We start from the raw sequence: 18,184 nt of genomic DNA on the forward strand, positions 1-18,184 counted from the left end.
ACTACCCCTTTGTCCCGCCGGCTGTCAGCCCGGACACAAAGTTCTTTTGGAGAAAAAAGAACAAAATGCATATCGGCAGTGCGGCAAGTATCGCTCCTGCCGCAAACAGGGCGACTTTTTGCTGCTGCGGGTTTGAAATGAATGATTGCAGCCCCACAGCGATGGTCAGTCTTTCCGGTGTGCGAAGCAAAAACTTTGCCAGCAAATAGTCGCCAAACGGTGCCATAAATGCCCAAAGCGCTTGTACCGCAAGCATCGGCTTAACAAGCGGCAAAACAATTGAAGCGAAAATCCTCAGATGTCCGGCTCCATCAATTCGCGCTGCTTCATCGATTTCTCTCGGTACAGTATCAAAATAACCCTTCATCAGCCACGTGTTCATCGGAATTCCGCCGCCGATATAAATTGCTGTCAAAAACCAGTATTGATCGAGTGCGCCTATCAGCATGGCCAGGACGTAAAAAGCAGTCAGCGCTGCCATCGTCGGCACCATTTGAATGATTAAAAAGAATACCAGGCTCTTTTTCCTGCCTGCAAACCGATAGCGGCTGTACGTATACCCGGCAAGTGTCACAATCGTAACCTGCAACACCATGACCGATAGCGCGATGATTAGTGTATTGCCATACCAATGAAGATAAAGCGTCTCGTCAAATAGCCGCTTAAAATGGTCCAAAGTCCAAGAACCCGAAAAATCAAGCTGAAAAGCCGCCACATTCCCTACACGGAAAGCGGATGATGCGGTAATCAGCAGCGGATACAGAATGACGATACTTAAAAGCGTCAAAAATAAATAGGTACAAATCCTATTAAGCATTCTGGCAGTTCTCGCGTTCACCTACATAACCTCCTCATTGCCAAAGGCATTCGATTTTTTAAAAGCAATCAGGGAAATTCCAATGACAATGAAAGAAATTAACAGTGTAACAGCCGCCGCAACAGAATATTGCGGTGATGTGCCTGTTGTCAGTTTATAAATCCAAGAAATTAAAATATCGGTCGACCCGGCGCCCGCTCCCGCGCTGCCCGGTCCTCCCTCATTAAATAAGTAGATGATCGAGAAATTATTGAAATTAAACGTATACTGGGTAATCATCACGGGTGCTGTCGCAAATAAAATCATCGGGAAAGTAATATGTTTAAAACGCTGAAGAAACGTGGCCCCGTCAATCTTTGCCGCTTCATACAGTTCACCTGGAATCGCCTGAAGCACGCCTGTTACCATGACATAAATATAAGGAAAACCGAGCCAGGTCTGAATCATAATGAGGGCCGTCTTCGTCCAGAAAGGATCGGTCTTCCACGCGATCGCCGGCAGCTCTACAAACGGCAGGTGATTCAATAATGGAATCACCTGTGCATTCATCGCTCCTATGCTGTCGTTAAAAATGTTGGAAAAACTCATGATTGTAATAAAAGCCGGAACAGCCCATGGAAATAAGAAGATCATTCGATATATCCGCTTGCCTTTGATAAAATCCTGATTGACGAAAAGGGCCGTCAAGATACCCAAAATGATTTGCAGCGTTGTCGCACAGATTGTCCAGATGATCGTCCAGCCCAGTACATTCACAAATGTTTCACGATAGGAGCCGAGGAAAAAAATATTCAAAAAATTTTCAAAACCGACCCAGTCAATCAGACGATTAGGCGGAATATGATAAAAATCATAGTTTGTTAATGCAACAAACAGAGTCACCAAAACCGGAAAAATAATCACAAACACCATCATGATATATGCCGGCAGTGTAAATAAATATGGAAACCCTTTATCTCCCGCATGACAGATCATGTCCCTGGCCGTTGTATTGACCTTCAAACCCGCCGCTTTCATAGCGGCGGTCTTACGCGAATCAAAAATATTAAAGATATAGAACATGAGGAAAATCACTGTCACGATCAATTGCAGCGTGCCTTCAATCAGCATAAACAGTGAGTGATCCTCACCGGGAACACTTCCCAATGTCATCAATCCGGTTAGCGCCTGAATACCGAAAACGCATAATTCAAAAACAAACAAACCTGTGATGGCCAGAAACAAGATCCCCTTTGAAAACTGCTGATTCGCCATCTGCCCAAGCCCTGGAATGACCGATAAAAGCCCTGCCTTTCGTATTTGCTTTGCAAGTGTGTGGTGTTTATTCATTTTTTCGCCCTCTATTCTTCCGGACGCTGTCCCGCCGTTTTATTTCACATACTTTTCTTTTATATTTTCCTTCATGACGTTTACAGCATCATCCGCTGATTGTTGTGCCGCTTTTTTTCCTGAAGCCGCATCAAAAATCAAACTTTCCGCTCCTGTCCATACCTCAGCCATTTCCGGAATATTCGGAGTCGGTGTCGCTGTTTCATATTGTCTAATCACAGCTGACGTGAGCTCATTTTTTTGCTCATCCGCTTTCTTTCTTGCAGCTGTGTTGGCCGGAACTTCGTTTGTATCCTCATAAAAAACGTAAGCATTGGCGTCATTTGTAGCATACTCAAGCCATTTTTCAGCCAGTTCGGGTTCTTTTGTATATTTTGAAGCAACCCAGCCCTTGCCGCCGGCAAAAGGGGCATATTCTTCTCCGTTTGGCAATGTCGGGATAGGAGCCGCTCCGTAGTTCAATTTAGCCTCTTTATAGTTGGCAGCTGACCAAGGTCCGCCGATGATAGCAGCCGCTTTGCCATCTATAAACATCTGCTGAATAAAATCGTCGGCGCTTGAATTGTCTTGCATGCCTTTTGGCCAATAGGTTTTAAACCATTTCTCCGCATACTTCACAGCTTCTACTGCCCCTTTATTGTTCAGGCCGATGTCCCCGGAATCTGTGCCATTTTTTCCAAATACATATCCGCCGTAACCTGCCAATAAACCGTACGACATATAAAAGTCAGTCCATTTCGCTAAAAATCCGGTTGATTTTCCTTTTTCCGAAGCAAACGCAAAGCGGGAATCCTCCGCTAATTTTTCAAGGTCTTTAAATGTTTTTGGCGCTGTTTTTAAAAGATCTTTGTTGTAGTATAAAACAAGTGTTTCAATGACCAGCGGCATTCCATACACCTTGCCGTCAATTGTCACCTGCTGCATTTCTTTATCGCCAAAACTTTTTGTGTTAGATGGCTTAACGTCAAGCAAATGTCCTTGCTGGCCCAAACCGCCGATCCGGTCGTACGCTGCTAGCATAACATCAGGTGCGTTCCCCGCCGGGCCATCAAGGGGAAGCGCTTCCAATTGATCGAACATTTGCTTTTCAACGACTTTTATTGTGACATCATTCTCTTTTTCAAACTTCGCTTTGATGCTTTCAATGTATTCTTTATAGGTTTCTTCGACAGACACATTCAGTACCTTTTTACCGTCCGAGCTTGCCGGATCTTTTGAATTTGAGCAGGCGGCAAGGCCGAATGTCAGGACTGATGCCGCCAATAAGGCGAAGCCCTTTTTAAAAACTGCCATCTCTTTTCCCCCTTTTATTGATGAATCTATAACAATTGTATTGTTCTCTCGAAAGCGGTTACAAGAAGTTTCAGCTTGTTACCGATAACAGAATTTATACAGTGTCAGCAGCACCCAAAATAAAAAATTCCCCCGGCTGAACGGCAATCACATCTTCATAATGAAGCGGCTGCTCTGTCCACGCATCGTAGATTTTCTGATAGCGATCAATTTTCAAATCTCGCAAACTGACATGTTGAGCCGCGTTCCCCTGATTGAAGAAGTAAATCAGTTTTTTTTCATCGAGCGTCCTCGAAAAGCGGATAAAATCGTTTTGATCATCCAGCAGATTCCACTCAAGATCTCCATAAGTCAATAAAGTGTTTTCCTGTTTGCGTAAAGCAATTAACCGTTTCATAAATGTAAGCATCTCTTGGTTTTGCTTCTCTTTTTCCCACACCATACATTTCCGGCATAATGGATCATTTTCGCCGTCCAATCCGATTTCCGTTCCGTAATAGATGCATGGTGAACCTGTCTGGGCAAACATAAAGGCCAGCAAAGCACGTGCTTTTTTTCCGTCATTGCGGCACCTTGTCAAAAGACGTTTTGTATCATGGCTATCCAGTAAATTAAACATCACCTCATTGACCTGCTTCATCCCAGTCATCAAATGTGCATTTAACCGGTGGGCCATGCGCGAGGCTGGAATCTCCCGGTCAGCAAAATACTCAGTCATAGGTTCTGTAAAAGGATAGTTCATCACCGCATGAAATTCATCTCCTCTAAGCCAAGGTTCGGAAGAATGCCAGATTTCCCCCAAAATATAAACGTCAGGCTTTTCTGCTGATACGGCTTGCTTAAATGTCTTCCAAAAAGCGTGATCCACTTCATTTGCCACGTCTAAGCGCCAGCCGTCAATGTCAAATTCGCGAATCCAGTACAAAGCAATATCAAGCAAATATCTCTGTACCTCGGGATGAGCCGTATTTAACTTTGGCATCTCGGGTGTAAACGCAAACCTATCATATTTGCCTTCTGTGACAGGAAACGAGTGAATATGGAACCAGTCTTTATAGCGGGATTGAGCTCCGTTTTTCACAACATCCTGCCACTGCGGAGAAGAGCTGCCTATATGATTAAAAACAGCATCAAGCATAATTCTCATCCCCCGCTGATGAAGGCGGCTGACCAATGTGCGAAAAAGCTCCGGATCTCCAAAATGCGGATCAATGGTATAGTAATCCAATGTGTCGTATTTATGATTGGAAGGCGCGGAAAAGATCGGAGTTAGATAAATTCCGTTAACCCCTAAATCCTCTAAATAATCAAGCTTATCGATAATCCCTTGCAAATCTCCCCCAAAAAAATCATTTGCGTCCGGGTCCTTGCTCCCCCACGGTAACACACCCTCCGGTGACAGGTCTTCTCTTCCATTTGCAAAACGCTCCGGAAAAATTTGATACCAAACCGTTGCTTTTGCCCACTCAGGCGCTTGGAATGTATCGGCCTCATGAACAAATGGAAGTTTAAAATAATAATGGATCGTCTCCAGCGTTTTTTCGGTATAAGGGCATACACCTGAGCTTCCGAAAAAGATGTCTTCATGCTGGTCTGTTACAACAAACGCATATTGCAAACGCCTAAATGGCGGCACCACTTCAGCAAACCAATAATCATGCATGTCTGTTGCGGCGATCTTCCTCATCAGCTGCTCGTTTGCCGACCACCTGCCGCCGCTGTACTCATAAGGGTCACCCCAAATCAATCGAATGTGATCGGCATCACCTTTTTTCGTCCGAATCTTAATATGCACTGTCCGCCCGTCATAAGAATAAGCATCAGAACTGAACGGCTGATGATGAATCGCTGCATATTCCATCATGTCTCCCCCTTTGATTTCCGTTTTATATCCGGCTCAAGTTTGAAAGTATCATGATGAAATCGCAGGAACAATCCTTTTTGCCTTGTTACCGATAACAGAATAAGGCTCTTACAGAGTCGATTCACGCACAATTAACTCCGGCTCAAAAAATAGATGCCCTTGGGGAGCGCCGTCTTCATTCATTTTTTTCAGCAGCATTCTCGCACAGGCCTCACCCATTTCAACTACTGGCTGTCTGACTGTAGTCAACCGTGGCGAGGAGATGCGATCAAGAAATACGCCATCATTCCCGGTAACCGCAACGTCTTCCGGAATTCGTTTTCCAAGCGATTGCGCCGCACGAATGACGCCGAGCGCGATTCGGTCGGATGCGCAGACAAACGCTGCCTGATTGTTCAGGGATTCCAGTACTTCTCTTGCAAGGCATTCACTTTTTTTAGAACTGTTATCGATCCGAAACATATTCGTTTTTTTAAAGCTTTCATTCATCGCACGAATATACCCCTGTTCTCTCGAGCGTTCGAAAGGCTCATCTAAATCAATGCCAAAAAAGACAATCTCCCGCTTCCCCAGTCCCATGACATGGCGGGTTGCCATAAAAGTGCCTTTTTCGTTATTCACATCGATAAAGTCATAGCCCATTTCATTTTGCCCAAATACGACGAGCGGCTTCTCAAAAGCTTTTATTACACCTTCAAAATCGTTCTTTCTCAAGCCGGTGGCAATAATGCCGTCACATTGGCCAATATTAAGAGAATTTCTTGTCACAAGCTGCAAAGCATAATGATGGCGATCCAGCTCCCGGCTGATTCCGGTTAACAGGTTCATGTAATACGGTTCTGTCGTATCCATTTCCTCGAGAATCAGCAGTTTGACAACCTGTGTTCTGTTTTGCACGAGCGCCCTTGCCGCATAATTAGGGATGTAATTCAGCTCTCTCATCGCGGAATGAACAAGTTTTTTTAATTCGTCTGTCACCGTCTCAGGATGATTGATCACTCTTGATACCGTCATTTTCGAAACATTTGCTTTTTTCGCCACATCTGATAATGTTGCCATTTTCATCCCCTCCTCGCCTATGCTTATTACGCCTGTCCAAACTAGTGAAAAAGTCCTTTATTATAGTAAATTATACTATGTAACCTAAAAGAAACTAAAAAAGAGATTTCCTTCAGGAAACCTCACATTGTCGAGAAAACTCGGATATAAGCTTTAAATGGCTCATTAAATTTCTGTCCACTTTTTCTCTAAAATCGGATATGAGTAATTCTTCATTTGCTCAACTAACTCATCAGGCCGTGAAGAGCTGTGGATCAGTTTAAGATGAGAGTCGTTAGAAAATCCTTCTTGAATGCTGTATTTGACCATTTTCATCATCGGTTCAAAATATCCGTTGACATTATACAGTCCGATCGGTTTTTGATGAATGCCGATCTGCGCCCAGCAAAGCACTTCAAATAATTCTTCATATGTACCGAAACCGCCCGGCATGGCGATATAGCCGTCAGCCAGTTCGCTCATTTTTGCCTTCCGTTCGTGCATGCCGTTGACTTCAATCAGCTCTGTCAGATTTTGATGGACAACCTCTCCGCTGAACAGGCCGCTTGGCATCACGCCAATTGCGGTGCCGCCGTTTTCCATTAACGCATCGGCAATCGCGCCCATCAACCCTACACGCGAGCCTCCGTATACCAGGCCGATTCCCTGCTCTGCCATATACACGCCAAGCTCTGTCGCTTTTCTTTTATACGCTTCATTTCCCCCCGGGTTTGAGCCCGCAAATACACAAATTGTTTTCATTTCGTCATCTCCGCATCTATATATCGTGTTAACATTCAAAAAACACACTATATATTGTCCCACCTTCATGTGATAATATCAATATGAAATACATAAAGAATGCAGGAGTGATGATGTTGCAGCTGGCTGATGCTGAAAAATGGATGAGAGAGTTTTACGAAAAAAGGGGCTGGACGGAATACGGACCGTTTATTCGAGTCGGATTTTTAATGGAGGAAGCCGGAGAGCTGGCACGGGCTGTCAGGGCGTATGAAATCGGCAGAGACCGGCCGGATGAGAAAGAATCGACACGAGCTGAGCAAAAACAAGAATTGATTGAAGAAATGGGAGACGTCATCGGAAATATCGCCATCCTTGCTGATATGTACGGCGTTTCTTTAGAAGACGTGATGAAAGCCCACCAAGAAAAACTGACAAAGCGATTTGAGCATGCATAAAAAAACGGCCGCAGTCGGCCGTTTTTTTCATCCTGTGATTTCATCATGATGATCAAAGAAATGCTGCTTTCCTATTTTGTGAAAGAGGCCTGTTTTATGCAGGAGCTCTTTAGGCTGAGACTGCAGCCCTACGATCATCAGCTTTCCGTTGTGGCGCTTAATTCTGTTCATGATGTTCACAAGCACCGCTTCTGCGGACGTATCCATGTAATGCACTTTATTCATGAGTAAAATGAGGGTCTTCGGCTTTTTCTGTACATGCTCTAACAGTGACGATTCAAGCGAATCAATCGATCCGAAAAACAGCGGCCCTTCTATGGAGTACATGCTGACAGAAGGATCTGTCCCCTGCCCCCTCTCAGCCGCTTTCGCAAGAGCTGGATGAGACTCCTGATTGTGAATACGGGTCGCTTCGCTCATTCTTCTGATGAAGAACACAAATGCGAGCAGCAATCCGGTCGCCACACCGACGATTAAATCAAACAGAACCGTCAGGACAAAGGTAGCGGCTAAAATGAAGGAATCGGCGTTTTTCAGCCTCAGCATGTTTGCGACTTCCTTCCGCTCACTCATATTCCATGCGACAACCATCAATATCGGCGCCATACTTGCAAGCGGAACGTGGGAAGCATAAGGCGCGAATACAAGCAGTACAAGAAGAACCACGACGCCGTGAACGACACCTGAGACAGGTGAAACCGCTCCGTTTTTAATATTGGTTGCCGTCCGCGCAATCGCTCCGGTAGCCGGGATTCCGCCAAACAGCGGCGCGGCCATATTCGCAATCCCCTGGCCGACAAGCTCTTTGTTGCTGTCGTGCTTTGACCCTTTCATATTATCGGCAACCATCGCGGATAAAATCGATTCGAGACCGCCAAGAAGCGCGATGACAAGCGCTGCCGGAAACAGCATGACCATTTTATCTATTGTCAGCTCTGGAAACTGAAATTCCGGCAAATGGCGAGGAATATCTCCATAGGTTGAGCCAATCGTTGCCATGCGGTCAGGGAAAAACACAACCGCAACAAGCGTAGAAATGAGAAGAGCCAATAAAGCTCCGGGTATCTTTGGCATCACTTTGGCGGATACAAGCAAAATGACAAGTCCGATGACTGCTGTCAAAATGGCATATCCGTTAAAGGTGCCGAGCTTCTGTGCAATTTCAAACATGTTGTGATGAAAGTTCTCATGTTTTTCTACGTTTTTCAAACCGAGAAAATTAGCGATTTGTTCAGTGAAGATTAACACGGCGATTCCAGCCGTAAACCCGACGATAACTGGCTTCGGCACGTACTTCATAATTTTGCCGAGCTTAAACAATCCGAACAGCACCAGCATGACGCCTGCCATAAACCCCGCTATCAGCAGATTTTCCAGACCATACTGCATCACAATACCGAATAAAATCGGGACAAACGCGCCTGTCGGACCGCCAATTTGATATTTAGATCCCCCGAACAAAGAAATACAGATCCCCGCCACAACAACAGTATACAGCCCGTATTCAGGCTCGACTCCCGAGGCAATGGCAAACGCCATCCCTAAAGGAATTGCCACGACTCCTACTACGATACCTGCAATTAGGTCTTTCTGAAATTTCTGCAAATTGTATCCCTTGAATCTCCCAGAGAATCGCATATTTTGTTAAAACCTCCCTTATGGATTAGTCTTTATGAGCTCAGTTTCATAACCGTTAATCACGACGTCAAGTTTGCCTGTCTCCGGGTGTATCACAAGCCCGTGAACCGGCAGCTTTTTTGGCAGCAGCGGATGATTCTTGATCAGATTGACACTGTGGGAAACGCTTTCTTCCACACTGTGAAAGCCAGTCAGCCAGGTTTTCAAATCTAATCCGGCGTTATCAAGCAAACTCAGGCAGCTTGCTTCTACCCCGCGTTCCTTTGCTTTTTCAAGAATCGAGGCCGCATTCAGGCCTGACATCCCGCATTCATGGTGGCCGATTATGCAAACCTCTTCAGCCTGCAATTCATAAATGGCGACCAATATGCTGCGCATGACACTTCCAAATGGGTGAGAAACGATGGCTCCCGCGTTTTTTACAATCTTAGCATCGCCGTTTTTAAGCCCCATTGCTTGCGGAAGAAGTTCTGTGAGTCTTGTATCCATACAGGTAACAATAACGAGCTTTTTTGAAGGAAATTTTGTCGTTTTGTAGGGTTCGTACTTCTTCTCTCTGACAAATTGCTGATTGTGTTCCAAAATTGATGTTAAAGAAACCATTTTTATTCATCTCCCATCCCTGTGTTATTGCAAGCCTTCTTACCCAGCTTACAGTAAGGAATTATAGCATAGGAACAGGCCGCGAAAAGGCTTTCAACAAAAGACGATCTAAATGGACTGTAAAATAAAAACTCAAAAATTTATATCTTTCAAAGATAATAAAATTTATATTTATTGAATCCTATAATCCAGGTTCTGCTGGTATTTTGGTGATTTGTCTGACAAAAAATATAGGCGAATTCAGATAATTAAAAAACTTATTTAAGCAGAGGCTGCTATTTTTTCAGTCATCGCGATCATTTTAAGTTCAAAAGAACCAGAAATTTTAACAAACGCAGCAATATTTCTAACTTGTATTTCTTTCCGATATAATAAAATAGACAACAGCCATAAAGGGGGAGCCTTGTTGAAACCATTTGTATTTATCACCAAACCGATTCCTGAAGAGATTGAAAACATGATCAGTGAGCATTGCCGCTATGAGATATGGCAGGAGGATACACTTCCGCAAGAGGTGCTATTCGAAAAAATGAAAGATGCTGAAGGGCTTTTAACTACTGGAACATCTGGGCCGTCCATCAACAGTGAGCTGCTTGAACATGCTCCTAAGCTGAAGGTCGTCAGCAATCAATCCGTCGGCTACGATAATTTTGATATAGAAGCGATGAAAGAAAAAAGCGTCGTCGGCACTCATACGCCTTATACACTGGATGACACAGTGGCCGATCTGGCCTTTTCTTTAATTCTATCATCGGCCAGACGTGTTGCTGAACTCGACCGTTTCGTCCGGGCCGGTAAATGGGGTACAGTTGAAGAAGAAGACCTTTTCGGCATTGACGTCCATCATCAAACATTAGGCATTATCGGCATGGGCAGAATCGGCGAGCAAGCGGCCAAACGCGCCAAATTCGGTTTCGATATGGACGTGCTTTATCATAACCGCCATCGCAAACAAGAAACTGAAGAAAGCATCGGCGTCAAATACGCTGAGCTTGACACACTGCTGGAGCAATCAGATTTTGTTCTGCTGATTACTCCGCTGACTGACGAAACGTATCACATGATCGGGGAACGTGAATTTAAACTGATGAAGGATTCGGCAATTTTCGTCAATATTTCCCGGGGAAAGACGGTTGATGAAAAAGCCCTCATCAGCGCTCTTCAAGAAGGCTGGATTCGCGGTGCCGGTTTAGACGTGTACGAAGAAGAACCTGTCGCAAAAGACAACCCGCTCTTGCAGCTCGACAATGTCACCCTGCTGCCGCATATTGGCTCAGCAACGGCGAAAGTGCGCTTCAATATGTGTAAACAGGCCGCTGAAAACATGATCGCAGCTATCAAAGGAGAAACACCGAAAAATCTGACAAGAGAATTTCAGTAAATCAAAAAATCCGGTCTGATGAAGACCGGATTTCATATTACATATGCTGGAGAACAGCACGCTTATAAATATGACGAGTGACGATATAATAAACAGCCTGGAACACAAAATAAATGAAGATGACAATCACGGCCTCAAGAAATAAGTTAGCATTCAGCATGTTGCTTAACGCCACATACGCAAAACCGGCGTGAATCGTGCCCGCGATAAACGGGATGAAGAACAAAAATCCAATTTGTCTTCCAAGGATGGAGTGAATCTCTTTGTCCGTAATCCCCATTCTCTTTAATGCTAACACTTGCACTCTCGTATCTTCTATTTCAGTAAACATCCGCAAATACAGCATGCTCCCTTGAACGATAAAAAACAGCACGCTGACAAACAGACCGATAAACAGCATTAGTGCGACTCCCTGCTTTACAACTTGAAAACTCGGAGCACGCGTTTGAAAATCAGATGTATGTTCTTTTGGCACCATGTTTTCAAGCTTCTCAGAGACGTCCACCGTCTCCTGCCAATGCTCAAGCTCGTAGCCTACCACTCTCGTCTGATCCTTCAGCGGCACCTCCTGTGTCAGGCTGTCAAAGCTTTTTTCGCTGACAACCAATAAACGGCTGACTCCTCCGACTGACATCAATATCCCTTTGTTTTGCTGCTTTTTCATGACATAGGAAAGTGATTTTCCTGACTTCATATGAAACGCTGCTTTTTCCCCTTCTCCGAACGTATCTTTCACCATCATTTGAAACGGAACATTGATAAACGCTTCATTTTCTTGTAAATGAATAACGGGAAAACCTTTTTCCTTTGCGACTTGATTATAGATTTTCTCTGAGATCAGCAAGGCCTCTGCTTCCGCTTTCCTGTTTCCATACGGCAAGTCTGATTGAAATGTAACAGGAATACCTGTGGCATTCACCTTATATTTAATCTCAGCATCTGCTCTTTTCAATGTACTCTCAGCCGTCTCAGGCTTCATAACCTGAAAGCGGGAAGCGTCTTTTTCCACCCAGGCAACAGACTGAGGAATGCTTTGCTCCTCCTGTCTTTCTAAATCAGCATAAAACATATAGATCACACCTGTAGCGGTTAAAATGACTGCTGTAATCACAGAGGTTAAAAACAGCATGCGTGCGTGATCTTTCAGCCTGAATATCATGTTGGAACGCACAATGATATTGGTTCCTTTGTAAAAGCTGTGTTTCTTTCTGTACAGCATGCGGAAAAACGCGACACTGCTTTGTGTAAAAAAGAAATACGTGCCGATTAACACTAAAATCAAAATCGGAAAGACACGAAACATCATGTCGATCGCATTGGCTGTGGCAGACAGATAATAACCGCCAGCCAGACAAAGCAAAGACAGCACAGTGAGCCATTTTGAATAGGCCGGTAAATTTTTAGGTTTTTGAGCTGATTTAATCAAATCTATGATTTCGAGCTTACGAATCTGCCCCAGCGATAAAATAAGCAGGACTTGAAACAATATGAGAAAACCGACCGCCGTCAGCACAAATGCTTTCGGTACAATCGCAAACGAGATCGGCACCTTCACACTGAGCATCCATGTCATGACCATAAAAAACAGTTTTGAAAATAACAGCCCCGTGCCGATACCGGCCGCAATCGCAGCAAGAGAAATCAGCGACTGCTCATAATAAATCATCTTTCGGAGCTGCTGCTTTGATGTTCCGAACAGCGTAAACAAGCCGAACTCTTTCTTTCTCGCTTGTAAAAATGCTGAATTTGAATAAGAAATAAAGAATATACAAAACACGATGATGACGATAAGAGCCGCGCTCAAACACGTTTTCACAAGGCTTCCGCCATACACATTGTCTTCCGTCACATCCGGGTGAAAAATAAAAGATGTGAAGACGAAAAAGACCGAGACGGCAAACACACAGCTTAAAAAGTAAGCAACATATCTTTGCAGATTCCCAATAATGTTCTTACGGGCGATGGTTCTCAAATTCATGAAAATCGCCTCCCAACACACTCAGGGTATCCAGGATACTTTGATAAAACACCTGCTGATTCGTTCCCCTGCGGATCTCTGAAAAAAATCTTCCGTCTTTAATAAAGACGATCCGTTTACAGAAGCTTGCCGCTGTGGCATCATGCGTAACCAATAGTATTGTTGCTTCCTTTTCAGCATTTAGCTGAGCCAGCGTGTTCATGACCTGTTTTGCAGATTTTGAATCAAGGTTGCCTGTCGGTTCATCCGCCAATATCAGAGCCGGATTATGAATAATGGCTCTTGCACAGGCCGCACGCTGCTGCTGGCCTCCGGACACTTCGTATGTACGGTGGTCCAGAATATGTTTGATTTGCAATGTATCTGCCAGTTCATCTAAGCGGTTTTCCATTTCACTCAGCTTTACCTTGTCCAACGCGAGCGGAAGCAGGATGTTTTCCCGAATCGTCAGCGTATCAAGCAGATTAAAGTCCTGGAAGACAAAGCCCAGCTCTCTTCTGCGAAACAGAGCCATCTCTTGATCCTTTAACGTTTTCGGCTGAATGCCGTTGATCATCATCTCGCCCTGGGTCGGCTTATCAATGGTGGCCAGCAAATTCAGGAGCGTGGTTTTTCCGCTTCCTGACGGCCCCATGATGCCGACAAATTCTCCTTTATTTACACTGAGGTCAAAATCGCTAAGTGCCTGATATGACATCGTTCCTTTATTTGAATAATATGTTTTTGACAGCTTCGTTGTTTGCAGCACGTTCATGCCTCTGATCCTCCTTTTTTCTTTATTATAAAAAGGAAGTCAGCAGCCTCCCATCGAACTTTCTTTCAATCTCGCTTTCGAATCTTACAATGCTGTCACATTCGCCAGAGTGTCACTTGAAAAGACGATTGTCATCACGGTGCCCGCTCCCTCTTTTGATTGCGCGTACAGTTTATGGCCCAGCTGGCTGCACACCTCTTTCGCCAAATATAGGCCCATTCCTGTCGCCTGCGTCATGCTTCGCCCGTTTTCACCAGTAAAAAACGGATCAAAAATCCGGGGAAGATCCTGCGCCGGGATGCCGATACCGTCATCTGCAACTGATAAACGCGTTTCATGGCCTTGCGTTTCAATCCGGATGGTAATATGGTCCCCAACGCCTTGCTTTGAATATTTCAGGGCATTGAAAAGGATTTGCTCCACAACAAAGGAGAGCCACTTTTGATCACTGGAAACCTGGACGGCGTTTGACGGCACATGTAATTTTGGAAAAAGCCGCCGTTTAATAAACTGCCGTTTTTCCTGATTGATCAATGAGCGGACAAGCTCTGTCAAATCAAAGGTTTCTGGTTTTACATCAAAAGCGAACTCCTCCAGCCGGGCTGTTTGCAGCATCATATCCAGCCCGTGGCGAAACCGTTCATTTTCATCTTCCAGCTCCTCTAAAAATGTCTGAAAGGAAGAAGCGGTCCCGTTTTTTCCTTCTTGAATCATTAAGGAAATGACGGATACGGGTGTTTTCATATGGTGAATCCATTGATTCGTAAATGTATAATGCTGTTTTTGTTTATTGATATATTGTGAGAGCTTTCCGGCATATTGATCGCCAAGCGCGTTAATCATTTTTGTCCAGAGGGCTTGCTCTCTTGTTCTTGGCTTGCGGGCTTCAAGCGACCGCCCTATGTCATTCGAAGCGGGTGCCTGATCGGCCAGTTTTTTCAAAAATGCCAGAAAGGACACTTGCCGGATGTAATCGGCAGTAAAACCGGCCGCCAAAAGGACACCAGGCAGGACCCATATGTACATCATATTTTCTGAAGAAGGCTCGGCACCGCTCTCTATAATGCTTAAATATGCAATAAACATGGCGGCACCTATGCTTAATAAGGAAAAAAGAATAATGGCTAATCGGTCGATTATATAAGTCTTTAACACTCCCGTTCATCCTTCCGATTGACTTCAAATACATAGCCCTGGCCCCTGATGGTTGCAATGGCGTCTTTCAATCCGGCATTCTCCAGCTTTCTCCGCAGCCGGTTTACATTAACCGTTAATGTATTATCATCAACAAAATCAACGTCGTCCCATAATGCCTCCAGCAATTCATCACGCGAGACAATTTTTTTATGCTCTCTTATGAAAATCGAAAGCAGCTGAAATTCTTTTTGTGAAAACGAGATGCGGCTGTTCTTCCACTCCGCTTCATATTGATCTGGATATATCGTTAGACCGCCAAGCTCCACCAGTCTTGATTCCTGAGACAAAGAAGGAGAATACTCACCATAAGTCCGGCGCAGTACGCTTTTGATTTTGGCCATGACGACTTCTAAGTGAAACGGCTTTGTGATATAGTCATCGCCCCCGTTCTCAATCGCCATCACCTGATTCAGTTCATCAGTCCGCGCCGAGATAAAAATAATCGGAGCATTGGAAACCGTCCGGATTTGCCTGCACCAATAAAACCCGTCAAAAAAAGGGAGATTAATATCGAGCAGCACAAGATCCGGTTTCATTTCCGCAAATTCTTCCTTTATGTCATTCAGCTTTTCAGCTATTTTTATATGATATCCGTATTTCTGAAGATGGCCGCCAAGCAATGAAGCAATCCGTTCATCATCTTCCACGAGTAAGATCCGATACACGTTTATCCCCCTTATATGTCTAGCACGGTGATTTTTCTAGAAGATTCCAAAATTATTATAGCATGAAGGAGGAATAGGAAACCCGACATTCGTTATGATAGAATACGAAAGGAAAATATTTCATATTCGGAAGGTGTCTCTTTGAAGAAAATGATGATAATGCTGGTTATAACGGCAACTCTTTCAGCTTGCCAGCCCAACTATACAGGCAAATACATCGTCTGGGGAAATACACTGTCAGAAAACAACAAAGAATGCCTGAAAGACAATCAAATTCCTTACAAGAAGGAAAATGGAAATGAATATATTCCAGAGGATGCATTTGATGCAGCCATCAATACGTGTTCATAAAGGTGAAAACTGCTGAAACCAAAGAAAAAAGCTTGCAGACATTCTGCAAGCTTAACCCTTAAAAAAATGAGCTTTTAGTTTCTCTTCGAACTCCGTGCTGGTGATGTCCCTCTTCTGTACTTCTCCGTCATTTTCTTGAATCGTAAGATGACGGTCTGACATGACGATCCGTCCGTTCGGGGTCAGCTTAGAAGCAAGCAGTGATTTATTAAAGGGCGATTTTTCATGAGAGTGGATTATATCCTTCATCATGTCTAAATCACGGACGTCACTTTCATCAAGGGTAAAGGCATAACCGATTTGCCAGCCTTCTCCTTTGTCCATCAACAGAAGATGGGTGCCCATTTCCGTCGCTTTTTCCTTGATTCGGAATGCTCCCACAGGAGATTGTACCGTTTCTCCGGAAAGCGGTATCGGCTCCAGCGCCAGGTTGATGCCAAAGCCAATATCAACAATGTAATCTCCCTTTTCTGCCGACAGCCATACAGCAGCATGGGTTCCTTCTAATGCCCACTCTTCTTGCTTTCCTGCATAAACTGTTCCGCGGATGAGCTTCACATGAAAACCGGCATCGCGTAAGACATAATAAAGAAAACCATTCAGGTCGTAGCATAGTCCCCCATGCTGTTCTTTGATCAGACGGCGCCAAAGCTCCTCTTTGGTTACCTTATAATTCTCTTTTGCAAGAACTGCCCGGTTTTCAAAAGGGTATCGGTACGCCATTGCTTTTAGAAAAAGGGGAAGATCGTCGAAGCTGACATGATCCTTCTTCCAGCCGATTTTCTTAAAACAGTCTTTCAGAAAATCATTCATTTTGTATCACCTAAACTTCCTCTTGAACATATGCCGAAAGCTTTTCCAGCGCCTCTTGTTCATCTTCTCCCTCGGCAATCAATGTGACTTCTGTGCCTGTGCTTACTGCAAGGCTCATCAGTCCCATGATGCTTTTCGCATTTACTTTTTTCCCATCCTTCTCAAGAAACACATCTGACGTAAACCGGTTTGCTTCTTGTACAAACAAAGCAGCAGGACGCGCCTGCAGTCCTGTCTTTAATCGAACTTCCACTTTCTGCTGAACCATAAGATCTCCCCTTTTCTTTACGGTTATTTTAAAGTGACGGTTTGCCCTGTCCGCAGCTGTTCTGCGATTTCGTCAAGCTTTCTCAGCCTGTGATTGATCCCTGATTTGCTGATTTTTCCGCTCGCTACCATTTCCCCCAGCTCTTTCAGCGTCACTTCCTGGTAATCAATCCGCAGCTGCGCGATTTCCCGAAGTTTTTCAGGAAGCGCCTCCAAGCCGATTCTTTCATCGATGTATTTAATATTTTCTACCTGTCTGAGCGAAGCCCCGATGGTTTTGTTTAAGTTGGCTGTTTCACAATTGACAAGGCGATTAACCGAATTTCTCATGTCTCTGACGATTCTGACATCCTCAAAACGCAGCAGCGAATTATGTGCGCCGATTACGTTCAGAAATTCAGTAATCTTTTCCGCCTCTTTTAAGTAAGTGATATAGCCTTTTTTCCGTTCGAGCGTTTTGCTGTTTAAATGAAACTCATTTAACAGGTCGCATAATGAATCGTTATGCTCTTTATAAAGAGAAAAAATTTCTAGATGGTACGAGGAGGTTTCCGGGTTATTGACTGAACCTCCCGCCAAAAATGCCCCTCTCATGTAAGAACGTTTGCAGCATCTCTTTTTGACAAGCTCTTTTGAAATATTTCGCTCAAACACAAAATTCTCGCCGAGTATTTTTAAATCCTCTAAGATGAACTTTGCATTCTCTGAAAAACGCACAATATAGACATTATTCTTTTTCAGCCGCATTTTCTTTCTGACCAGCAGCTCAACCGACACATCATATTGTCTTTTCAGCAATGTATAGATGCGGCGGGCAATCGCTGCATTTTCAGTTTGAACATCAAGTACGAGATGGCGGTTAGCAAATGATAAAGATCCATTCATTCGGATAAGTGCAGACAGCTCTGCCTTAATGCAGCAGTCCTTCACTTCCAGGTTCGTTAATTCTTTTTTTGTTTCCGATGCAAATGACATATAGCCACCTCATTTCAAGGCT

The 18,184-nt window shown here is 44.2% G+C and carries 18 protein-coding genes; 3 read left to right on the forward strand and 15 right to left on the reverse strand.

Features of this window, described 5'->3' with window-relative positions:
• Position 1 precedes the first annotated feature (1 nt).
• The 6 genes from mdxG to LNN34_RS17785 all read right to left on the reverse strand — a co-directional run bounded on the left by mdxG (position 2) and on the right by LNN34_RS17785 (position 7,103).
• Positions 2-838, reverse strand: coding sequence for a maltodextrin ABC transporter permease MdxG (gene mdxG / locus LNN34_RS17760; protein WP_082687833.1), 837 nt, complete (start codon positions 836-838; stop codon positions 2-4).
• Entirely contained in the window at positions 839-2,146 is a 1,308-nt protein-coding gene (gene mdxF / locus LNN34_RS17765; RefSeq protein ID WP_229044025.1) for a maltodextrin ABC transporter permease MdxF, read from the reverse strand.
• Between the two features lie 39 nt (positions 2,147-2,185).
• Complete coding sequence (locus tag LNN34_RS17770; protein ID WP_229044032.1) at positions 2,186-3,439, reverse strand: maltodextrin ABC transporter substrate-binding protein; 1,254 nt, start codon at positions 3,437-3,439, stop codon at positions 2,186-2,188.
• A 94-nt stretch (positions 3,440-3,533) separates the two neighbouring features.
• Entirely contained in the window at positions 3,534-5,303 is a 1,770-nt protein-coding gene (locus LNN34_RS17775; protein WP_229044034.1) for a glycoside hydrolase family 13 protein, read from the reverse strand.
• 108 nt (positions 5,304-5,411) lie between these two features.
• Positions 5,412-6,362, reverse strand: a complete 951-nt coding sequence (locus tag LNN34_RS17780) for a LacI family DNA-binding transcriptional regulator (RefSeq protein ID WP_202647715.1) — start codon at positions 6,360-6,362, stop codon at positions 5,412-5,414.
• Between the two features lie 165 nt (positions 6,363-6,527).
• Positions 6,528-7,103: a TIGR00730 family Rossman fold protein gene (locus tag LNN34_RS17785; protein WP_024122955.1), complete on the reverse strand. Its 576-nt coding sequence runs from the start codon at positions 7,101-7,103 to the stop codon at positions 6,528-6,530.
• Between the two features lie 116 nt (positions 7,104-7,219).
• Here LNN34_RS17785 and LNN34_RS17790 point away from each other — a divergent pair, with 116 nt between their 5' ends.
• The gene (locus tag LNN34_RS17790; RefSeq protein ID WP_059292481.1) at positions 7,220-7,540 is read left to right on the forward strand and encodes a MazG nucleotide pyrophosphohydrolase domain-containing protein; all 321 of its coding nucleotides are present in this window, start codon (positions 7,220-7,222) and stop codon (positions 7,538-7,540) included.
• A gap of 27 nt (positions 7,541-7,567) precedes the next feature.
• Here LNN34_RS17790 and LNN34_RS17795 read toward each other — a convergent pair whose 3' ends face one another.
• Together LNN34_RS17795 and LNN34_RS17800 are read right to left on the reverse strand one after the other, a co-directional pair.
• The gene (locus tag LNN34_RS17795) at positions 7,568-9,178 is read right to left on the reverse strand and encodes a SulP family inorganic anion transporter (RefSeq protein WP_193659761.1); all 1,611 of its coding nucleotides are present in this window, start codon (positions 9,176-9,178) and stop codon (positions 7,568-7,570) included.
• A gap of 18 nt (positions 9,179-9,196) precedes the next feature.
• The gene (locus LNN34_RS17800) at positions 9,197-9,781 is read right to left on the reverse strand and encodes a beta-class carbonic anhydrase (RefSeq protein ID WP_229044035.1); all 585 of its coding nucleotides are present in this window, start codon (positions 9,779-9,781) and stop codon (positions 9,197-9,199) included.
• A 403-nt stretch (positions 9,782-10,184) separates the two neighbouring features.
• Between LNN34_RS17800 and LNN34_RS17805 the strand changes: the two genes are divergently transcribed.
• Positions 10,185-11,162, forward strand: a complete 978-nt coding sequence (locus LNN34_RS17805) for a 2-hydroxyacid dehydrogenase (protein ID WP_082687834.1) — start codon at positions 10,185-10,187, stop codon at positions 11,160-11,162.
• A gap of 37 nt (positions 11,163-11,199) precedes the next feature.
• Here the strand turns inward: LNN34_RS17805 and LNN34_RS17810 are convergent, their stop codons facing one another.
• The 4 genes from LNN34_RS17810 to LNN34_RS17825 form a co-directional block, all read right to left on the reverse strand.
• Entirely contained in the window at positions 11,200-13,140 is a 1,941-nt protein-coding gene (locus LNN34_RS17810) for an FtsX-like permease family protein (RefSeq protein ID WP_044159298.1), read from the reverse strand.
• Positions 13,115-13,894 (reverse strand): lantibiotic ABC transporter ATP-binding protein PsdA, encoded by a 780-nt coding sequence (gene psdA / locus LNN34_RS17815; RefSeq protein ID WP_044159302.1) that lies wholly within the window; start codon positions 13,892-13,894, stop codon positions 13,115-13,117. The genes LNN34_RS17810 and psdA overlap by 26 nt, the downstream gene beginning before the upstream one ends.
• Positions 13,895-13,978: 84 nt before the next feature.
• Positions 13,979-15,049 carry a HAMP domain-containing histidine kinase gene (locus LNN34_RS17820; RefSeq protein WP_069486873.1) on the reverse strand — a complete coding sequence of 357 codons (1,071 nt, stop codon included), beginning with the start codon at positions 15,047-15,049 and terminating at the stop codon, positions 13,979-13,981.
• Positions 15,043-15,756 carry a response regulator transcription factor gene (locus tag LNN34_RS17825; RefSeq protein ID WP_024122963.1) on the reverse strand — a complete coding sequence of 238 codons (714 nt, stop codon included), beginning with the start codon at positions 15,754-15,756 and terminating at the stop codon, positions 15,043-15,045. Before LNN34_RS17825 ends, LNN34_RS17820 begins: the two co-directional genes overlap by 7 nt.
• Before the next feature lie 141 nt (positions 15,757-15,897).
• Between LNN34_RS17825 and LNN34_RS17830 the strand changes: the two genes are divergently transcribed.
• Positions 15,898-16,107, forward strand: coding sequence for a hypothetical protein (locus tag LNN34_RS17830; protein ID WP_106295464.1), 210 nt, complete (start codon positions 15,898-15,900; stop codon positions 16,105-16,107).
• 51 nt (positions 16,108-16,158) lie between these two features.
• Here the strand turns inward: LNN34_RS17830 and LNN34_RS17835 are convergent, their stop codons facing one another.
• From LNN34_RS17835 to whiA, 3 genes are read right to left on the reverse strand one after another with little or no spacing between them, the layout of a single operon-like run.
• The gene (locus LNN34_RS17835) at positions 16,159-16,920 is read right to left on the reverse strand and encodes an arylamine N-acetyltransferase family protein (RefSeq protein WP_069486871.1); all 762 of its coding nucleotides are present in this window, start codon (positions 16,918-16,920) and stop codon (positions 16,159-16,161) included.
• 10 nt (positions 16,921-16,930) lie between these two features.
• Positions 16,931-17,188, reverse strand: coding sequence for an HPr family phosphocarrier protein (locus LNN34_RS17840; protein WP_024122965.1), 258 nt, complete (start codon positions 17,186-17,188; stop codon positions 16,931-16,933).
• A gap of 23 nt (positions 17,189-17,211) precedes the next feature.
• Entirely contained in the window at positions 17,212-18,162 is a 951-nt protein-coding gene (whiA, locus tag LNN34_RS17845) for a DNA-binding protein WhiA (RefSeq protein WP_024122966.1), read from the reverse strand.
• Positions 18,163-18,184: the final 22 nt, after the last annotated feature.

The organism is Bacillus sp. AF23, assembly GCF_020861455.1.
Classification (GTDB): Bacteria; Bacillota; Bacilli; order Bacillales; family Bacillaceae; genus Bacillus; species Bacillus halotolerans.

Coding starts and splice junctions, on each gene's coding strand:
- LNN34_RS17780 (WP_202647715.1), bottom strand. CDS start 6,362: ATGGCAACATTATCAGATGTGGCGAAAAAAGCAAATGTTTCGAAAATG.
- LNN34_RS17795 (WP_193659761.1), bottom strand. CDS start 9,178: ATGCGATTCTCTGGGAGATTCAAGGGATACAATTTGCAGAAATTTCAG.
- LNN34_RS17775 (WP_229044034.1), bottom strand. CDS start 5,303: ATGATGGAATATGCAGCGATTCATCATCAGCCGTTCAGTTCTGATGCT.
- LNN34_RS17770 (WP_229044032.1), bottom strand. CDS start 3,439: ATGGCAGTTTTTAAAAAGGGCTTCGCCTTATTGGCGGCATCAGTCCTG.
- LNN34_RS17835 (WP_069486871.1), bottom strand. CDS start 16,920: ATGAATGATTTTCTGAAAGACTGTTTTAAGAAAATCGGCTGGAAGAAG.
- LNN34_RS17840 (WP_024122965.1), bottom strand. CDS start 17,188: ATGGTTCAGCAGAAAGTGGAAGTTCGATTAAAGACAGGACTGCAGGCG.
- psdA (WP_044159302.1), bottom strand. CDS start 13,894: ATGAACGTGCTGCAAACAACGAAGCTGTCAAAAACATATTATTCAAAT.
- LNN34_RS17800 (WP_229044035.1), bottom strand. CDS start 9,781: ATGGTTTCTTTAACATCAATTTTGGAACACAATCAGCAATTTGTCAGA.
- whiA (WP_024122966.1), bottom strand. CDS start 18,162: ATGTCATTTGCATCGGAAACAAAAAAAGAATTAACGAACCTGGAAGTG.
- LNN34_RS17810 (WP_044159298.1), bottom strand. CDS start 13,140: ATGAATTTGAGAACCATCGCCCGTAAGAACATTATTGGGAATCTGCAA.
- LNN34_RS17785 (WP_024122955.1), bottom strand. CDS start 7,103: ATGAAAACAATTTGTGTATTTGCGGGCTCAAACCCGGGGGGAAATGAA.
- mdxF (WP_229044025.1), bottom strand. CDS start 2,146: ATGAATAAACACCACACACTTGCAAAGCAAATACGAAAGGCAGGGCTT.